Origin of the sequence: Reichenbachiella agariperforans (assembly GCF_900142205.1) — a bacterium.
Taxonomy (GTDB): domain Bacteria; phylum Bacteroidota; class Bacteroidia; order Cytophagales; family Cyclobacteriaceae; genus Reichenbachiella; species Reichenbachiella agariperforans.
This window is the reverse complement of sequence record NZ_FRAA01000003.1, coordinates 228,036-246,291: the sequence shown is the minus strand read 5'-3', so window position 1 is coordinate 246,291 and position 18,256 is coordinate 228,036. Positions and strand designations below refer to the sequence as shown.

Sequence of the window (18,256 nt, the reverse complement as noted above, 5' to 3'; positions counted from 1 at the left end):
AATGCCTATGTTATTTCTATAATAATACATTGTGAATTTATAGTGCTGCGAGTGCTTGCTCGTAGTTGGGTTCTTCGGTAGTCTCAGCGACTTGTTCTGTGTAGACTACTTTTCCACTTTCGTCTACTACGACGATGCTACGTGAGTGTAGTCCTTGTAAAGGACCATCGATGATATCTAGGTTGTAACTCTTGCCGAATGCTCCATCTCTGAAATCAGACAGCATTACCACGTTTTCGATTCCTTCTGCTCCGCAAAATCTGCCTTGTGCGAATGGAAGGTCTCTAGAGATGCAAAGTACTTTGGTGTTGTCTAGTTTGGCAGCCTTTTCATTGAATGTCCTGACCGAAGTAGCACAAGTGCCTGTATCTACACTTGGGAAGATGTTGAGGATGAGCTTCTGTCCCGCAAAGTCAGCTAACTTAGCCTCTGAGAGATCTCCTTTAACCAAAGTGAACTCTGGCGCCGTTGAACCTGTAGCAGGTAATTGACCAGACGTGTGAATTTCGTTTCCTTTTAATGTAATCGTTGACATGTTTCTGTTTCTTGATTGATAATAGGTAAATATACTAATGCATACCCCGATGGATGGAGATATGTTTTGACTTCTTGCTAGTTTTGATCAAAAAAATGTCGTGAATCAGGATTTAAGTTGGAGTGATTTTCAGAAAGTAGATATTAGAGTTGGAGTGATTGTCAGAGCTGAGATGTTTGAGGAGGCGATTAAGCCTGCTTATAAACTGACGATAGATTTTGGTGTACTGGGACAGAAAAAGACCTCTGCGCAGATCACTAAACTGTATGAACCTGAATCACTCATCGGTAAGCAGATACTCGCCGTAGTTAATTTCCCGCCAAAGCAGATTGCCAATTTTATGAGCGAATGCTTAGTGCTGGGAGCAGTAGGAGAGGAGGGACAGGTGACCTTGATTCAGCCTGAGCGTGAGGTGGATAATGGCCTTAGAATAGCATAGTGGTCTAGAAATCCTCTGTGTAAAACATTGCCGCCAAGACTAATAGATCAAAATCTGGTCACGCTGTTTCAGATAGTCTCCTCTACCTATCATGTCGAGTTCTTCCAGTTTGGAGAGGCTCCCATTGGACTCTATCCATTGTCTCACTTGGTCTGTGCCATTCAGGATGTCGATGGGCAGTAGGTTATACTCATACTCATAGGGCGGTTGCTTCCATTGGAATGCCTGTCCAAGGTGATGATAAAATGCTTTGCATAGAATCTGACCAACCTTCCATGGTTCGAATGTTTGAAGATCTGTTACATGAACCTGATAGCCTTGGCAAGGTATACCATGGTGTTTTTGAAAGGTGGGTATGAACGTAACGGGTCTGAGTACAAAGCCTTCTAGTTTCGCTTCTCTAAACATGGGGGTTAATGTTTTTAGCAGGTCAAAATGTTTGATATCAGGATGTCCAATGATTTCGAGACCTCTGGATGTGCCACGCCCTTCCGAGATGTTAGTTCCTTCAAACAGTACCGATCCAGGAAAAATGTATGCCCCATCTACTGTGGGAAGGTTAGGCGATGGAAGAACCCATGGTAGACCTGTATCGAAAAAGCTCATTTGGCGATCATATCCAGTCATCTTAATGACGTTTAATTCGCATTTGACATCCCAGTGTGTGGTAGCCATCTGTGCTACTTCTCCTATGGTCAACCCATGTCTCATGGGCATTGGGTAGCGACCGATAAATGAACGATACTGCATATCAAGAACATTGCCCTCTACATGAACTGTATCGATAGGGTTAGGTCTATCCAAAACCGTCACAGGAATACCTAATTCTCCACAGGCTTCCATCATATAGATCATCGTGTAGATGTAGGTGTAAATTCTAGTGCCTACATCTTGCAGGTCGATGATGACATGGTCTAAGTTGTCGAGCATCGATGGGGTAGGTTTGCGTGTTTCGGAGTAGAGGCTGTAGACGGGTAGATGATAATGCGAATGCTCAAAGTGATCTGATTCTACCATGTTATCCTGCACGTCAGCAGATAGTCCATGTTGAGGAGAGAATAACTTGGTCAGTCGTTCGCCAAAGATAGATTGCAAGACGTCTATACCGTGCTGAATGTTAGTGTCGATAGAGGCAGCATGGCATAAGTAACCAATATTTCCTTTGATGTCTTGTTGTGCAGTTTTGTTGCTGCTCAATATATCTAAACCAGTTTTTACCATAATATGATATGTTTTTGCCCTTGTTAGTGTAAATCTAAACTATGCATTGCATTTATATGCAAATAAATGTTACATTTGGGTATTATACATGCAAAAAAGATGCAAATATGCTAAAACGAGAAAGGCAAGATCAGATATTGAAATTGCTTAGGGAGGAGAAAAAGGTATATTCTACTGACCTCAGTGTTCGGCTGAACGTGTCAGAGGATACAATTCGACGTGACCTCAAGGAACTAGCCAATGAAGGTAAGTTACTAAAAATCCATGGTGGAGCGCTAAATACCTCTCAAAAGGTTTACTCTTATCAAGAGGAAGAGATTTTTGACCATGACAAGAAATTAGTGATGGCTGAAAAGGCACTGGAGTTGATCGAAGACAATGACGTACTAATTATCGGTGGAGGAACGACCAATTTCGAATTGGTCAGTCTTATGCCTCCTGATTTAGGTGTGACAGTGTTTACCTACAGTTTGCCGATCGCAATGAGATTATCGGAACATCCGAAAATTGATGTGATCTTGTTTGGAGGTAAGCTGATGAAGAGTGCACAGGTGACGATTGGTCTAGATATGATTCAGTATATCTCAAAGATTAGAGCTGACAAGTGCTTTTTAGGGGCTAGTGGTATTGATATGAATACGGGGCTAATGGAGATCGATTGGGAAGTGTCTCAGTTGAAAAAAGCCATTATTGCTGTTTCGGATCAAGTGGTGGTCATGTCAACTTCAGAAAAGATCGATACCAAGCAACGATTTAGAGTTAGCGGTTTAGAGTCCATACATACACTGATTACAGAGGTGGATTCATACGATGGGAAATTAGCTGGTTATAGGTCAAGAGGTATACAAGTGATATAATTAACTGTATGTAATACAGTTGTTTATGTCTTGAAAAAAATACTGTTTCACTTTGTTCAAAATTGAAACACGGACTTTCTATGTCTTTTTTTTGATATAGAAGCATTGATATTAGTCTGCATTGCATGTAGCTATTAGTAGAAAAATAAGATTAAACCACAATGATAAAAGCAAACACCAATCCTTGGAATTGGATACCTACGCTCTATTTTGCTCAAGGGCTGCCTTACGTGATGGTGATGACCGTATCGGTGATCATGTATAAGAACCTGGATATTAGTAATGGGGAAATAGCTTTCTATACGAGTTGGCTTTATCTACCATGGGTAATCAAACCCATTTGGAGTCCACTGGTAGATATCATTGGTAGCAAAAGGAGATGGGTAGTGATGATGCAGTTACTCTTGGGTGCATCATTGGCTTGTGTAGCACTGACCATTCCAATGGATAGTTTTTTTCAGTATTCTTTGGCCTTTTTGTGGTTAATGGCTTTTAGTTCTGCCACACACGATATAGCAGCGGATGGATTATATCTCATCGCATTGAATTCTGGTCAGCAATCCTTCTTTGTAGGGATTAGGAGTACATTTTACCGTATATCTATGATAGCAGGTCAGGGTCTCTTGGTCGTTCTGGCGGGATATTTTGAAGAGACTATGCCGAGTATACAAATGGCGTGGAGCACTGTTTTTGGAGTTGTATCAGCATTGTTCTTTGGTTTTTTTATTTATCACCAGCTCTTTCTACCCAAAGCAGAAGAGCCCGTTACCGTTAAGAAGACAGGTCGTCAAGTGTTGGCAGAGTTTTTCGAGACTTTCCGTCTCTTTTTTACCAAGCCAGATTTATTGATGACGATTGCATTTTTGATGACCTACCGTCTTGGCGAATCTCAGTTGGTCAAACTATCATCTCCTTTTTTGTTGGATGATGTGACCGTCGGAGGGTTAGGTTTGAGTACCCAAGAGGTGGGTGTGATGTATGGGACTTTTGGGGTGTTGGCGTTGACTATTGGAGGTATTGTAGGTGGGGTATTGGCATCTAGAAATGGTTTGAAACATTGGATCTGGTGGATGATGTTAGCCATCAACTTGCCTAACCTTGTTTATGTGTATTTATCCTTTTTTCAGCCAGAATCTTATGTGTTGATCACCACGGCAGTAGTAGTCGAGCAATTCGGATATGGCTTTGGATTTACAGGTTATATGCTATACATGCTGTATGTCTCTCAGGGGAATTATAGTACGGCTCATTATGCTATTGCTACAGGTTTTATGGCTTTGGGTATGATGTTACCTGGTATGGTGAGTGGATGGGTACAGGAGTTAGTAGGGTACAAATATTTCTTTATATGGGTTATGATCGCTACGATTCCATCTTTTGTGATCACTAGGTTTTTGAAAATAGATAAAGATTTTGGAAAGAAATGAAAAACGATATTAAAGTAGGTCAGGAAGATAGCCAAGCTCAAAGCTGGGCGAGTCAAATGCTTAGTGGATTTTCTGTCGAACAAAAAATTGGACAATTGATACATGTCGCTACATGGTCTAATAAGAACGATGAGCACACTACCTATATCAAAGATCTCATACAAAAGTATGGAGTGGGAGGGTTAATATTCTTTCAGGGAGACCCTGTGAGTCAAGCACGTTTGACCAATGAATATCAGTCATCTAGTGAAACACCCCTGATGATCTCTATCGATGGTGAATGGGGACTGGGGATGCGACTGGATAATGCTGAGCCTTTTCCATATCAAATGACGTTAGGTGCAATAGAGGATGAAAAAGCCATTGAAGAAATGGGGGGAATCGTTGCTCGCCAGATGAAAAGGATAGGAATTCACGTCAATCATGCCCCTGTTATTGATGTGAATACGAATCCCGATAATCCAGTAATTAATTTTCGTTCGTTTGGTCAGGACAAAATAAAAGTAGCTCAAAAGGGTACCGCTTACATGAAAGGGATGCAATCTGAAGGGATTTTGGCTGTAGCCAAGCATTTTCCAGGGCATGGTGATACAGCATCAGATTCGCACAAGGAGCTGCCTAAATTGGACAAGTCTCGTGCAGAACTGGAAGAGACGGAACTCTACCCGTTTAAGAAGCTATTTGCAGCAGGTTTGGGGGCCGTCATGGTCGCGCATTTGCAGATTCCACAGTTGGAGCCAGATACCAAACGCGCCTCTACTTTGTCTCGCTCTATTGTACAAGATTTGCTAAAAGGTGACATGGGGTTTGAAGGTCTGGTATTTACAGATGCGTTGGATATGAAGGCAGTAGCAGATCACTATGCAATAGGAGAGGTGGATGTAGAAGCGTTCAAAGCTGGCAATGATGTACTGCTCTTTGTGCAGGATGTCGAAGCAACTATACAACAGTTCAAAGTTGCATTAGCGGACGGCAGTATCACTGAAGAACAGTTAGACGAGAGATGTTTAAAGCAACTCGTAGCTAAATATAACATGGGGCTGGATCAGATAGAGCCTATCAAACTAGAAGGGATATTAGAGGATATTAATCGAGATACGCGTACGATCAATGAACAGTTGTATGAAGCTTCGATGACGCAGGTGAAGCATACTGAAGGGTTATTGAACGATGAATCTATTGGTATGCTGTCTCTATTTGCTAATGGGGATCAGGCCGAACAAGGCGCGCTGAGTCACCATACTTTGCTCAAAGGAACTCTGGATCAAACAGGAACGCCACTATTTGAACAGTTGGTTACAAAAGATTTGGGAATTGAGAAAAGCATTTCTCTACGTTTTGATCAAATCGAGAGTAAGAAGGAGAAAGTGATTAGTGAACTCAAAGAAAAGCAAGCAGTCATTGTAGCGATACACAATGTGAAACTCAAAGCACCAGACAATTTTGGGATAACTGCAGAGATGGCTCAGCTGGTTGCTGATTTGTCTAATGCGGTGCCAGTTTACCTCGTCTTCTTTGGCAATGCCTATGCGGTCTCTAAGTTGGGTAGTTTAAACCATGTGAAGTCTATGTTGCTGGCCTATCAGGAGAACGAATACACGCATCGTCTGGCATATGAAATAGTGAGTAATAAAAAAGAAGCAAAGGGAATACTGCCTGTAAGTATTTAACCGCAGGGAGATAATCCCTTCGGTCTAAGTATATGGCTGATTAGAAGGTTAATATCTCGTGGACTTGTCACGAGGATGATTTATTGAAAAGTGGTAACACAATGAGAGGAAATAGAAAAATGAAAGGAATTGAGAAGAGGGTGTTGGTAGTGATGATTGCTCTAGTGAGTGGTCTATCTGCTTTCGCCCAGACTGCACCAAAGCGCGAGTTTAGAGCAGCGTGGATTGCAACGGTCAAGAATATTGATTGGCCCTCTAAACCAGGACTAACTGTAGAGGATCAAAAAGCTGAATACCGAAAACTGTTGGATCATCACGAAATGACGGGAATCAATGCGGTTATTGTGCAGGTTAGACCATCGGCGGATGCATTGTATTATTCAGAAAAGGAACCTTGGTCTAGATACTTGACAGGAGTGAGTGGCCAAGCGCCTGACCCATATTATGACCCGCTGACTTTTATGATCGATGAGGCGCATGATAGAGGAATGGAATTTCATGCTTGGTTCAATCCGTACAGAGCATTGGTGGACTTTGAGGAAATGCCAGAGGACTCTACTAACCTGCTCTACACTAAGCCCGAATGGTTTGTGACCTATGGAGATCGTATGTATTTTGATCCAGGAATTCCAGAGGTCAAGTCTTACGTGACGGATGTGATCAAGGACGTGACGGTTAGGTACGATATTGATGCAGTACATTTCGATGATTATTTTTATCCCTATAGAATATGGGGGAAGGAATTTCCCGATTCTCTTTCTTTTGCTACCTATGGTCAGGATTTTGAACTGGAGCAAAAAGATGACTGGAGACGTGAAAATGTAAATACCGTCATACAAATGCTCAATGACACGATCAAAAGTGTCAAGCCTTGGGTCAAGTTTGGGATTAGCCCTTTTGGTGTCTGGAGAAATATAGCTGATGATCCGAGAGGATCTGACTCGGATGCTGGTCAAACGAACTATGACGATTTGTTTGCAGACGTACTGTTATGGATGGAAGAAGGCTGGATCGATTATGTACTACCTCAGTTGTATTTGCACATAGACCATCCAAAGCTCTCGTATAGCAAGGTGCTCAAGTGGTGGAACGAGCAACCGTTCAATGGGCACGTCTATGTGGGACATGCTTCTTACCGAATTGGACTGGAAGGTGCAGATAGTGCTTGGCAAAATCCTTCAGAGGTTCCCGATCAGATTCGTTTGTCCAGAGAACTAGAAAATATTCAGGGCGGTGCCTACTTCAGTGCTAAGTCTATGCTACAAAACCCACTAGGTTTTAGTGATTCACTCAGGACAGACCTATACAGTACAAAGGCTCTCATTCCAGCGATGAGTTGGTTGGGACGAAAAATACCTACGATGCCTGACAGTATTTCTGCGCAAAATGAGTTCGATGGCGTGTATCTAAACTGGCAAATGCCTGATAGTACGGCTAAGTATGTAGCGATATACCGTTTCGAAGGCAAGGAGACAGGAGACTTTGAGGATCCAAAGAATATCCTAGATATCCAACGTGCCAGTACCACGTTTTATGTAGATAAGTCCGTTCAGCGCCGCAAAAAATATACTTATGCTGTGACGGCACTGAGTCGCTTGTACAACGAGAGTAAGCCGAGCAAAGGTGTAATGATAAAAGTGTCACTTAAAAATCCGAAAAAATGAGAAAATTGATTGTTTTAATGTTGATTCTACAAGTAGTTAGCTGCTCCCCGTCTAAAGAGGGAGCAGCTAATGAAACGAACCAAGTCGGTCAAGAAACCGCTGTTCAAGAGGTCGTGGAAGAGAAAGAAGAAACGCCTGTTTCTAACGGGTCATATACTGCAGAGCTATTGGAGCCTACAGGTTATTTCCCTCAGTTTTCCACTGAGGGAAAGATTTTGCTCTATACTGATCAAAAGTACGAAGGTCTTTGGATGCTAGACTTGACCACTAATGAGGTAACGCAACTAACGGATCAACGAGGTGCTGGATATCTACCGGTAATTTCTGGTGATAAGGTTACCTATCAAGTCAAAGGCAAAACGAAGCGATTGGAACAGATCGATATGAAAACCAAAGAAGTGACTAAGGTGGCTTCAGAGTTTGCAAGATTTTCTCCACAGGAGTACCACAAAAGTCTCTCTGGAGAGACAACTGTATCGTTAGCAGAGGATCTGTCTGGGATCATGGTGAGCGGTGAGGAGCAACCGGTTAAACCACAAGGTGAAGGAAACTATCTATATGCAGTTTTGTCTCCTGATGGGAAAAAAATACTTACCAAATCGGCAGGGAATGTAGCGGTCATCTGTGACTTGAAAGGAAATATCATGCATGAATTGGCAGATGTACATGCCGATATTTGGATCAATAACCAAACCGTACTATATGCTAAAACGACTGATGACGGTATGCAGCAGCTGTCTGCAGAAATCGGCGTGTTAGATATTCAAAATAATAAAATGACTCCTGTTGGGAGTGATTTAGATGTAGCCCTCGAAAACCCAAATTTTGATACCGCTACGCTACAGATCACAGCGAATACACCCGAAGGACAGATGTATATTTTTAAACCAGAGTAAAATATGAAAACAATAACTCAAAAAACACTGTGTTTGATGCTGTTATGCTTTTGTGCGATCTTTTCGTCCAAAGCACAGGAGCCACTAGATGGGATTAGGATTTGTCTAGATCCTGGTCATGGAGGTCACGACAGCAATGATAGACCTACCGAACTAGGGTTGGGTGTGACGTACTACGAGTCGGATGCGAACTGGGAGGTCGTAGGCTACCTAGATACACTACTGCAAAAATTGGGAGCAGAGGTGAAGGTGACTAAAGTGACCAATGATCCCGAAGCGGAAGATCGAGATCCGAGTTTATCAGATCGCGTTCAAGTAGGCAATGCCTTTGAATCCGATTATTTTCACTCGTTTCACACCAATGGAGTAGATAATCAGACGGTTAACTATACGCTCGTGTTATACGCAGGGCCAGAGGATGGTACCGCAGATTATCCCGAGTCATACGAGATGGCAGAGATCATGGATGATGAGTTGTTTGCCTATATGCGTACGACCACTAAGTATGCTCGTGCAGATATTCCATTTACTGGATATACTAATGGTTTGGGTGTGCTTAACAATCTAAACATGCCTAGTACATTGTCCGAAGCGTCATTTCATAGTAATCTAAACGAAGGAAGAAGGTTGATGAGCAGTAGCTATCGTAAAGCGGCAGCTTGGAGTATTGTTAAGTCATTTTTAGCCTATTTCGAACAGCCAGATCTAAGCGTAGGAGAGGCTGGTGGATTAGTGCTAGACAGAGATGGAGCAGCGCTCAATGAAATTACAGTTACACTTCAGCCAGGTACTGAGGACGAACAGGTGTTCGAAGGAGATGTGTTTCTCAATGGGTTTTATTTCTTTGATTGGTTAGCACCTGGTTCGTATGAAATGAAGGTTGAGAAGTTTGGATATGATGCCAAAATTCAGACCATCGATATAGTGGCAGGAGAGTATACCGAGACAGATTTCGAACTGACCGAAGTAGGAGGAGCTCCAGCTGTGCCACAAATGTTAGCTTTAGAAGCTGTCGGTACGTCTGGCGTTTCGGTGAAGTGGGCTGCCAATACGGAAGAAACATTATTGGGTTACCGGCTATACTATGCGACTGACGATACCATGGAGAATTGGACGTTGGCAGCTGACGAAACGACACTCGATGAAACGACTACATCTGTTGTACTTGCTTCAGACGCAGATTTTAAATACACGCCTCAGGAAGAAGCTTATCATTTTGAGTTGCGTTCGGTTGCAGAGTCAGGAGCGGAGAGCGAAGGAGGACAAGTCTTTTCACGTCTAGGAGCTACGGCTGATCAAGTGTTGATCGTCGATGGTTTCGATAGACGTAGCGGTTCGTATACGGAAGAATACCATACTTTTATCTCAGACTATATGATGGCGATACGTGATATGCGACTAGCGGGTATCTCATCTTCTACGAACGAGAGCGTAGTGGACGGAAAGGTAAGTTTGTCTGATTATGATTTGGTCGTCTGGATATTAGGTGATGAGTCTACGACTAACGAAACATTCAGTACTAGTGAGCAAGCCCTTATAGCGGATTATCTAGATGCTGGAGGAAACTTATTGGTCTCTGGATCTGAGATAGGCTGGGACTTGGGGATCAAAGGTGATGCAGCAGATCAAGCGTTTTATGCTTCATACCTCAAGGCAACATGTATCGGTGACGGATCTGTGACGTTTTCGCCAGCGACAGGGCTAGAAGGGACATTGTTCGGTGGTCAGACCATAGATTTTGGGATTACTTATCCAGAAGATTATCCAGATGATATAGCAGCTGTCGAAGGTGCCGAAGAGGTGTTTTCTTATGCAGTCGAAGGAGCGCATGGAGGGGTTGGTTACAAAGGAGTTTTTGGCAATTCTACTGAAGCAGGTGGTGTGCTGTATTTTTCCTTCCCGATAGAAACAACTTCTACGCTTGATCAACAGTTTTTGCTCAAAAGCGCCATGGATTATCTAGAAGTGGGGTCATATTATGATTATACACCTAATAGACCTACACTATTGTCAGCCACTGAATCAGAAGCAGGTAGAGTGTTGTCATGGACTGCTAGCAGTGACGATGCGTTGCTATCTGGATTTAGAGTTTATTATTCTTTGGATGATGATTTGAGTACACGTGTTTTATTAGCCGATGAGAGTGAATTGACTTCAACTACCTATGAATTGGTATTGGTTGACGAATATTTCACCGATCATTCTGCCGATGAGGTGTCTGTGTTCAGTGTGGTAGCTGTAGCAGACGGAGGGTCGGAGAGTCTATCTAGTGATACTTATGCAGTTAAAAGCAGTGATGTTGCTTTTAAAACATTGATCGTTGATGGGTTTGATAGAGTTTCGGGTTCGTACAAATCAGGTAATCATGATTTTGCTGCTCGATACTATTTAGGTGCCAGTGCTGCATATGATGGAACTGTACATACAGTAGCCAATGAGCAGGTAGCTGATGGAGTGGTTAGTTTGATGGATTACGATCGTGTATTCTGGTTTTTGGGTGATGAATCTACAGTTTACGAGACACTATCAGACGGAGAACAGGTTCTATTGCAGGCCTATTTAGATCAGGGAGGTCAATTGTTTATATCAGGAAGTGAAATAGGCTGGGATTTGTATTCCAAAGGAACAACAACAGACCAAGCCTTCTATACTAATTATCTAAAAGCAGTGTATCAGTCCGATGGAGGACCGAGCTTTACAGTGGCTGAAGGTGTCGCTGGCGGCTTGTTCGAAACACTTAATGTGCCTATAGGTGTTGTGTATCCAGAAGATTATCCAGATGAGATTTCTGCTACAGAGGATGCTGAGAATATATTCTCTTTTAATGATAGTGAACACTTTTCTGGTGTTGCCTATGAAGGAGCTTTTGGGGGAGAGGCCACTGGGGCAGTGATTTATATTTCTTTTCCATTAGAGACAGCTGTGCAGTCTGATTTGGAGGCAGTGATTGCTCAAGTTTCAGCTTACTTAAAAGGAGAAGAAGAGGTTTTAGCGAGTTTAGAACAAATAGATCAAGCTTGGGTTTTATATCCAAACCCATCGTCAGGAGATGCAACCTTGCAGATCGGTAACGCAGCGGATCAAATCTATACCATAGCAGTGTATGACATACAGGGGCACAAACACAATCAATGGATGATTCAGTCGGTTGATCATCAGATTTCCTTGCCTACTGCAGAATTGTCGTCAGGCATGTATTGGCTTTCGATCCAAAGTGATGATGCGAAATCAATGATTCGGTTTCTGAAACAATAATGAGTATTGACATTAAAGACGAAAAGATGAAAAAAGCGATATTAATTTTTCTGATGAGTGCAATAGCACTCGGTGCTAATAGCCAGTCGGTTCATGTGATAGGAGTAGAAAAACTGGATGTAACGGGGTATTACCCTCAGTTCGTCCCAGGCTCTGATGATATAATAGTCACAGGTCAAAATTTCAAAGGTTTGAAAACTTATAACCTCACAACAAAGGATGAGATAGTTATTTCTGAGGAGTCAGGAGCGGGGTATGAAGCCGTTGTTCAATCTGATGAAGTAAGGTTTGATACCAAAGACCATGGGAGTTATTCTTATGTTTGGTCTAGTGGCTCACGTAGCAAAATCTCTGAGGAATCATTGGTTTCTGCACGACGAATCGGAACTGGTGTTTTTGCAGAAGCAACTCGTGACTTGAGAGCGATCGAAGTGAATGGTTTACAGGGTACAAAAGTTATTAAGCCATTGGGAGAAGCAGATTACCTTAATGTTTCGGTCTCTCCTGATCAAACCAAACTTGCGTTTCGTGTATCTGGTTTAGGTTCTTTTGTGACCGATATGGATGGAAATGTATTGCGTGAATTAGGTGATGTTGAGTTTCCTAAATGGGTAGATAACCACACGGTGCTTTATACCAATACCAAAGATGACGGCTATCAGTATGTTTCTTCTACTGTCATGATAGCTTCTTTGGATAACATCGAAGGAGCTAGTCGTTTGACTGATTTGAACAAACAAATTGCTCTTTTCCCAGCGGTTAATTCATTAGGAACCAAAGTGCTATTTCATACGCCGAATGGTGAGATCTATCTGCTCAATGTTGATAGAGAGCAATAGGGAGGATTAAAAGATGCCTTTATTCAAGACTATACATCAGGTCAGTGCCATAGTTTTCGCACTGATCACCACAACAACAAGCTATGCCCAGACGAATGATGTCGTCTGGGTACCTAGGGTAGATTTGAATGAGAGCATGCCTCAGTCAGTCCGGTATTTCGAGAGCAAAACTGATTTGCTATACGAAAATGGGGTGAATGAAAAATTTAATGTCTTTTTGCGTGATAGCCGATTTGAGTGAGGTTGAAATATATACTTATCAATTACCTTAATAGTGGAGTAATATAGAAACCAGTAGTTATAGTCAATTATTGCCATTATCAGTGAGTGGAGTGCATGTATTGAAGGTGTTGACCAGTGATGGGGAGTATATGTTACGGAAAATTGTTGTTTTGTAAGTTTTTAATAGGAAACAATTACTTATCGGGAGTGAAATACCGCATAAAAAAAGCGAATCAATTAGGTTCGCTTTTTTTATGCGTAGATGTTAAAAACAATTGGTTTTGAGTTGTTTAGATGCTTTTGTTCTTCTGTTCCCTAGGCTTGAGCCTAACTGTAAGGTTTATAAACCCCACTTATAAATAGGTTATGCGTGTTTTTCTGATATTGTTAAACGCTGTATCTCTAGTGGTTAAAGACAGTTATCCTGTTTTGGCATGGTGTACCTTCAGGCTTCTAATGTGAGTGTTTCTTTGCTTTGTTTTATGGTTTTTGTCATGTGTATATGTGTTTGTTGTTGTTTTTGCATAAAAAATGCATAAAACATGCATTAATATTGCGTTAAGCCTGAGTTATTGATTATATTGCTGTATGATTCTTAACAAAAATGAACATAGCTGCATGAAATCGATAAGAGTACTACTGATTTTGAGTTTTTGCTCAATGATATCACTGGTTCACGCACAGAGCGTGACAGTTAAAGGTCAAGTTCTGGATGAAAGTGACAATTCTTCATTACCTGGTGTTTCTGTACTGTTGAAAGGAAGTTCGACGGGTACGGTGACGGATTTGGATGGTAACTATTCTATTGCTGTTGATGTCAGTCAAAAGCCAGTTTTGGTTTTTTCTTTTATTGGCTTCCAAAAGCAAGAGATTTCTGTAGGGAGTAAAAAAGTCGTGGATGTTCGCATGTCTGTAGATGCTACAGAGCTGAATGAAGTAATCGTGACTGCAATGAATATCACGCAAAATAAGCGAGACCTGAACTATGCAGCCCAGGACATCAAGTCAAAGGAGATTACAGAATCTCAACAACAAAATCTCGTCAATGGAATGCAGGGTAAAATAGCTGGAGTGCAAGTCACTGCATCTTCTGGATCACCAGGAGCCTCGTCATCTATTGTCATTAGAGGGGGGACTTCTATCTCTGAGGGAAGAAGTAATGAGCCGTTATTTGTAATAGATGGTATCATCATGGATAACTCCACCTTTGAAGGAAGTGGTAATGCTGCGATGGATATTAACCCGGATGATATCGCTTCGATGACAGTTCTCAAAGGACCTAGTGCTGCGGCTCTATATGGTATAGGCGCAGGTAATGGCGCAGTGATTATAACCACTAAAACAGGGCAAGCAGGAAAGATCCAAGTAACTTTTGGGTCAACGGTTGCGCTGGATAGAAAATTTAAAACCCACGAAGCACAAACGACTTATAGTAGAGGGCTGAGTGGCGTGGTAGATAATGACACTTATCAAATGTGGGGACCTGCCTATCTGCCGTCTGACAAGACTTATGACAATATCGATGAGTTTTTTCAAACAGGTGTTCAGCAAAAGTACGATTTGAACATCAATGGTGGATCTGAGAAAGCTAAATTCTACATGTCTGTTTCGAATAACAACCAAACAGGTATTGTCCCAGGTGAAAGCTATAACAGGTTCAATTTCCTCCTAAAAGGATCTTCGCAGTTGCGTCATAATTTGAATGTTACTGCATCTGTCAATAGTATCTGGTCTGAGAATGTAAGAGGTGGATCGGGAAGTATGTACAACGTATTTAACTGGCCTTCTGATGACCAAATGTCTGACTACCTCAATGCAGATGGGAGTAAAAAGTGGCTGATACCAGCGGATAACCCGACTGACCTAATGGGTAGAAATAGAGAGAATCCCTATTGGTATGTGAATAACAATCTGCCAGAGTATGATGTTAATCGTACGATTAGTCAAGTGTTTTTTGATTGGGATATTATAAAGCCTTTGAAGTTGACCTATAGAGTAGGTATGGATCGTTCGGGTCAGTATTATAAAAACCCAACTGTTCCAGAAAGCGCAGGTAATTATTTTGGTCGCCTCTATGAGTCTGATCTCTCTAAGGAAAGGTTGACCTCAACGCTCAACCTTAGTTTTTCTAAGATGTTTAACGAGACATGGGATGTATATGTGTTAGGAGGGGCGAACGTTGATATGACCGAAGCGCGTAAGCTTAGTTATACAGGGTCTAATTTTTTACTTCCTAACCTTATTAGTATTAATAATACTGATCCAGAAGCTTTTTTGTTGCCAGTTCAAGGTACTACCAGGCGAAGAGTACTGGGGACATATGGTGAGGTTAGAGTAGACTACAAAGGGATAGCTTCCTTAGGGGTCACTGGACGTAATGATTGGACTTCAACGATCGCTCCAGGTAGTAATTCCTTCTTTTATCCATCGGTGACGGCAGGCTTTGTGTTTACTGAGGCATTGGGGGGGATTTTAGACCCAGTACTTTCATTCGGTAAGTTCAGAGCGAGTTGGTCAGAATCTGGTCAAGATGCTAACGCAGAGAGTTTGGATGTAGTACTGGAGCAGTATCCAGGCCCAGGGGGAGGGTATAAGCATGATTATTATGCGGGTAATCCCTACCTAAGACCAGAATCATTAAAAGCGCTAGAGCTGGGTGTTAATTTGGCTTTCTTTAAAGGGAGAGTTAACCTGGATGTGGCCTATTATGACCAGGGGTCGTATGATATGATCATCCAAAACAGAATCTCAACAGCTTCTGGCTGGGTTATTCAGACTTTCAATACGGGAGATATGAGTAACAAGGGTTGGGAAGTGGTTCTTGATGCGAACGTGTTGAATAACAATGGTCTGCGATGGGATGTCAAAGGTAACTTTTCTCGAAATAGATCGAAGCTATCTAATTTGCCTGGATACATATCTAGACTTCCAGTGACTACAGGGCAGATTATCAATGAAGCAAAGCCGATAGCATTGATAGGTCAACCACTATATGCAATAGAAGGTATTCCTTTCCTTCGCAATCAGGATGGTGATATCGTGATGGATGATAATGGGTACCCGAGATGGGGGACTTATGAAACGGATGAAAATGGAGATTATACCTATGACTCTGATGGCAATATCAATGTGTCACAGGAGAATGTCTTCCTAGGTAATCGTGAGCCTGATTGGTTATTGGGTATTACCAATACATTTAGCTATAAGCGATTTGGTCTGTCATTCCTATTTGATATTAAAAAAGGTGGAGATGTGATCAATGTTACTGCTAGCTCCATGATGAGCAATGGTACGCATGCAATGATCGATGAATATAGAAATATACCTTACCTCTTTAGTGGGGTAGTAGAGACACCTGAGGGGTTTGTAGCCAATGAAGAAGAGGTCGTTTTGGATGACTACTATTTCAGAAATGTCCACCGAAGAGTTGGTGAAAATTTTGTCGAGGATGGCTCATGGGTTAAGCTTAGATATGTCGCTTTGAGCTATGATATGGGTGCGATTGCTGAGCGAATCAAAATGCAAAAATTGAGTTTCTCGGTAACAGGTAGAAACCTATTTATGTGGACCAAGTATTCTGGAGGTGACCCTGAGAATGATTACAGTGGGTCGTCTGTAGGAGGTGCGGGTACTATAGGGGTAGATTATTACAATGTACCTACGACACAGGGGATTACCTTCAGCCTAAAAGGAACTTTTTAAATAAGTAATGCGAACAACGATGATGAAAAATATACTTACATATTTCATGGCTTTCACTTTGGTACTTAGCAGTGTCAGTTGTGAGGATTTCTTAGATGTTAATGTGGACGAAGATCAGCCAAGTTCGGCTACTCCAAACTTACTGATTTCGCCGATCATAGCGCTTATGTCAACGAACTGCTATGAGCAAGGGGAAACTACGGCATATTTTACACAGCAATTGACGACACTGAGCGGATTTAACTCTGTCAAAGATAGATGGGATTACTCTAGTGTGACTCGAGTAGGATTGTTTAGACGTCATTTTCATGATGTAGCTAGTAATGCTTGGAATTTGATTAGAACTTCTCAAGCGGAAGGGTCAGGAAACTATGAGGCTATAGGTCATATTATTATGGTTTTGTCGACGCAGACCGCTACTGATTTGTTTGGTGATATGCCTTATTCTGAGGCACTCAAAGGAAACCCTTCTCCTCCATATGACGATCAATCAGTTATATATGATGGTATGTTGGAGGAGATCGAACTGGCTATTGATCTGTTAGAATCACCAGATGAAACGGATAGAGCTTTGATTAATGATACAATGTTTGATGGAGATTTGTCTAATTGGTTGGCTTTTGCACATGCTATCAAGGCAAGGATTCTCCTTCATATGACACCAAATGTGAATCAAGACTACCAACCTATCATTGATGAGGTGGATTTAGCCTTGTCGGGTTGGGCTGACCCAGTGTTTGATCTTTATGATTCGTCGGCTAACCTTTACTTAGTTAATCAGTGGGGGCCGATGGCTGCTAACCCAGAATGGGATTATGTTCCAAATATCTTGAACTCCAGTGCGCCGACTACATTCTTTTTGGAGAGCGTGATGGGTTTTGACCCAATTACACAAACGATAAATGATCCACGGATGCCGTTATTGGTTAAGCCAAATGCGAGCGGGGAGTACCTTTCTATCATTGCATCTGAAGGGAAGAATGCTTTGCTAGAAGATGAAGATTACCCTGATCTTTTCGGGAGTTATATGACTAGAAACGATTCTGAGCAGCCTTTTATGACTATTGAAGAGTTATATTTTATCAAGGCAGAGGCTGCTTTTCAGTCAGGAGATAAAGGGATGGCTTTTACAGCTTTTCAGATGGGTGTAGAAGCACACATGAAAAGAGTAGGGGTGGATGCAGTAGATATTGCAGCTTTCATGTCCAGCAGTATGGTGCCTCAGTCAGTGGCCGAACTGCAATTGTCTGACGTCATGATGCAAAAATGGCTGGCTCTTTACTTGCAGGCAGAGGCTTGGGTGGATATGCGCAGGTATCAGTACGATGATCAGGTATACCCAGGTTTGACCAAGCCTGAAAACCTAGCAGTGTTTTGGTCTGATGATGATACAGAATGGATTCAAAGAATAGCTTATGATAATCAGACTGAAGAGATCTATAACAAACCTGAATTGGAACGCTTGGGAGCATTTCAAAACCCTGAGTGGTTAAAGGTGAAAATGTGGTGGGCTCAATAAAATTAATAAA

At 41.9% G+C, this 18,256-nt stretch carries 13 protein-coding genes; 11 read left to right on the top strand and 2 right to left on the bottom strand.

Annotated features, from left to right (window positions below; all coding sequences use genetic code 11):
• Nucleotides 1–37 precede the first annotated feature (37 nt).
• On the bottom strand, nt 38–535 hold the full coding sequence (tpx, locus tag BUB99_RS10200) for a thiol peroxidase (protein WP_073122159.1): 498 nt from the start codon (nt 533–535) through the stop codon (nt 38–40).
• A 100-nt stretch (nt 536–635) separates the two neighbouring features.
• Here tpx and BUB99_RS10195 point away from each other — a divergent pair, with 100 nt between their 5' ends.
• On the top strand, nt 636–974 hold the full coding sequence (locus BUB99_RS10195; protein ID WP_073122157.1) for a tRNA-binding protein: 339 nt from the start codon (nt 636–638) through the stop codon (nt 972–974).
• A 39-nt stretch (nt 975–1,013) separates the two neighbouring features.
• On the opposite strand, the gene BUB99_RS10190 is transcribed toward BUB99_RS10195, so the two are convergent.
• Complete coding sequence (locus BUB99_RS10190) at nt 1,014–2,195, bottom strand: exo-beta-N-acetylmuramidase NamZ family protein (protein ID WP_073122155.1); 1,182 nt, start codon at nt 2,193–2,195, stop codon at nt 1,014–1,016.
• A 107-nt stretch (nt 2,196–2,302) separates the two neighbouring features.
• On the opposite strand from BUB99_RS10190, the gene BUB99_RS10185 reads away from it, so the two are divergent.
• From BUB99_RS10185 to BUB99_RS10140, 10 genes are all read left to right on the top strand, one after another.
• Nucleotides 2,303–3,052 carry a DeoR/GlpR family DNA-binding transcription regulator gene (locus BUB99_RS10185; protein WP_073122154.1) on the top strand — a complete coding sequence of 250 codons (750 nt, stop codon included), beginning with the start codon at nt 2,303–2,305 and terminating at the stop codon, nt 3,050–3,052.
• 161 nt (nt 3,053–3,213) lie between these two features.
• Nucleotides 3,214–4,479, top strand: a complete 1,266-nt coding sequence (locus tag BUB99_RS10180) for an MFS transporter (protein WP_073122152.1) — start codon at nt 3,214–3,216, stop codon at nt 4,477–4,479.
• Entirely contained in the window at nt 4,476–6,149 is a 1,674-nt protein-coding gene (locus tag BUB99_RS10175; protein WP_073122150.1) for a glycoside hydrolase family 3 protein, read from the top strand. Before BUB99_RS10180 ends, BUB99_RS10175 begins: the two co-directional genes overlap by 4 nt.
• Nucleotides 6,150–6,250: 101 nt before the next feature.
• Nucleotides 6,251–7,813 (top strand): glycoside hydrolase family 10 protein, encoded by a 1,563-nt coding sequence (locus BUB99_RS10170; RefSeq protein ID WP_245816825.1) that lies wholly within the window; start codon nt 6,251–6,253, stop codon nt 7,811–7,813.
• Entirely contained in the window at nt 7,810–8,709 is a 900-nt protein-coding gene (locus tag BUB99_RS10165; protein WP_139280966.1) for a hypothetical protein, read from the top strand. The genes BUB99_RS10170 and BUB99_RS10165 overlap by 4 nt, the downstream gene beginning before the upstream one ends.
• Before the next feature lie 3 nt (nt 8,710–8,712).
• Nucleotides 8,713–11,964, top strand: a complete 3,252-nt coding sequence (locus BUB99_RS10160; RefSeq protein WP_073122146.1) for an N-acetylmuramoyl-L-alanine amidase — start codon at nt 8,713–8,715, stop codon at nt 11,962–11,964.
• Between the two features lie 53 nt (nt 11,965–12,017).
• Nucleotides 12,018–12,803: a hypothetical protein gene (locus BUB99_RS10155; protein WP_221407499.1), complete on the top strand. Its 786-nt coding sequence runs from the start codon at nt 12,018–12,020 to the stop codon at nt 12,801–12,803.
• Between the two features lie 13 nt (nt 12,804–12,816).
• The gene (locus tag BUB99_RS10150) at nt 12,817–13,044 is read left to right on the top strand and encodes a hypothetical protein (RefSeq protein WP_073122142.1); all 228 of its coding nucleotides are present in this window, start codon (nt 12,817–12,819) and stop codon (nt 13,042–13,044) included.
• A gap of 599 nt (nt 13,045–13,643) precedes the next feature.
• Nucleotides 13,644–16,727, top strand: coding sequence for a SusC/RagA family TonB-linked outer membrane protein (locus tag BUB99_RS10145; protein ID WP_170863775.1), 3,084 nt, complete (start codon nt 13,644–13,646; stop codon nt 16,725–16,727).
• 19 nt (nt 16,728–16,746) lie between these two features.
• Nucleotides 16,747–18,246, top strand: a complete 1,500-nt coding sequence (locus BUB99_RS10140; protein WP_073122137.1) for a SusD/RagB family nutrient-binding outer membrane lipoprotein — start codon at nt 16,747–16,749, stop codon at nt 18,244–18,246.
• The last annotated feature ends 10 nt before the right edge of the window (nt 18,247–18,256 follow it).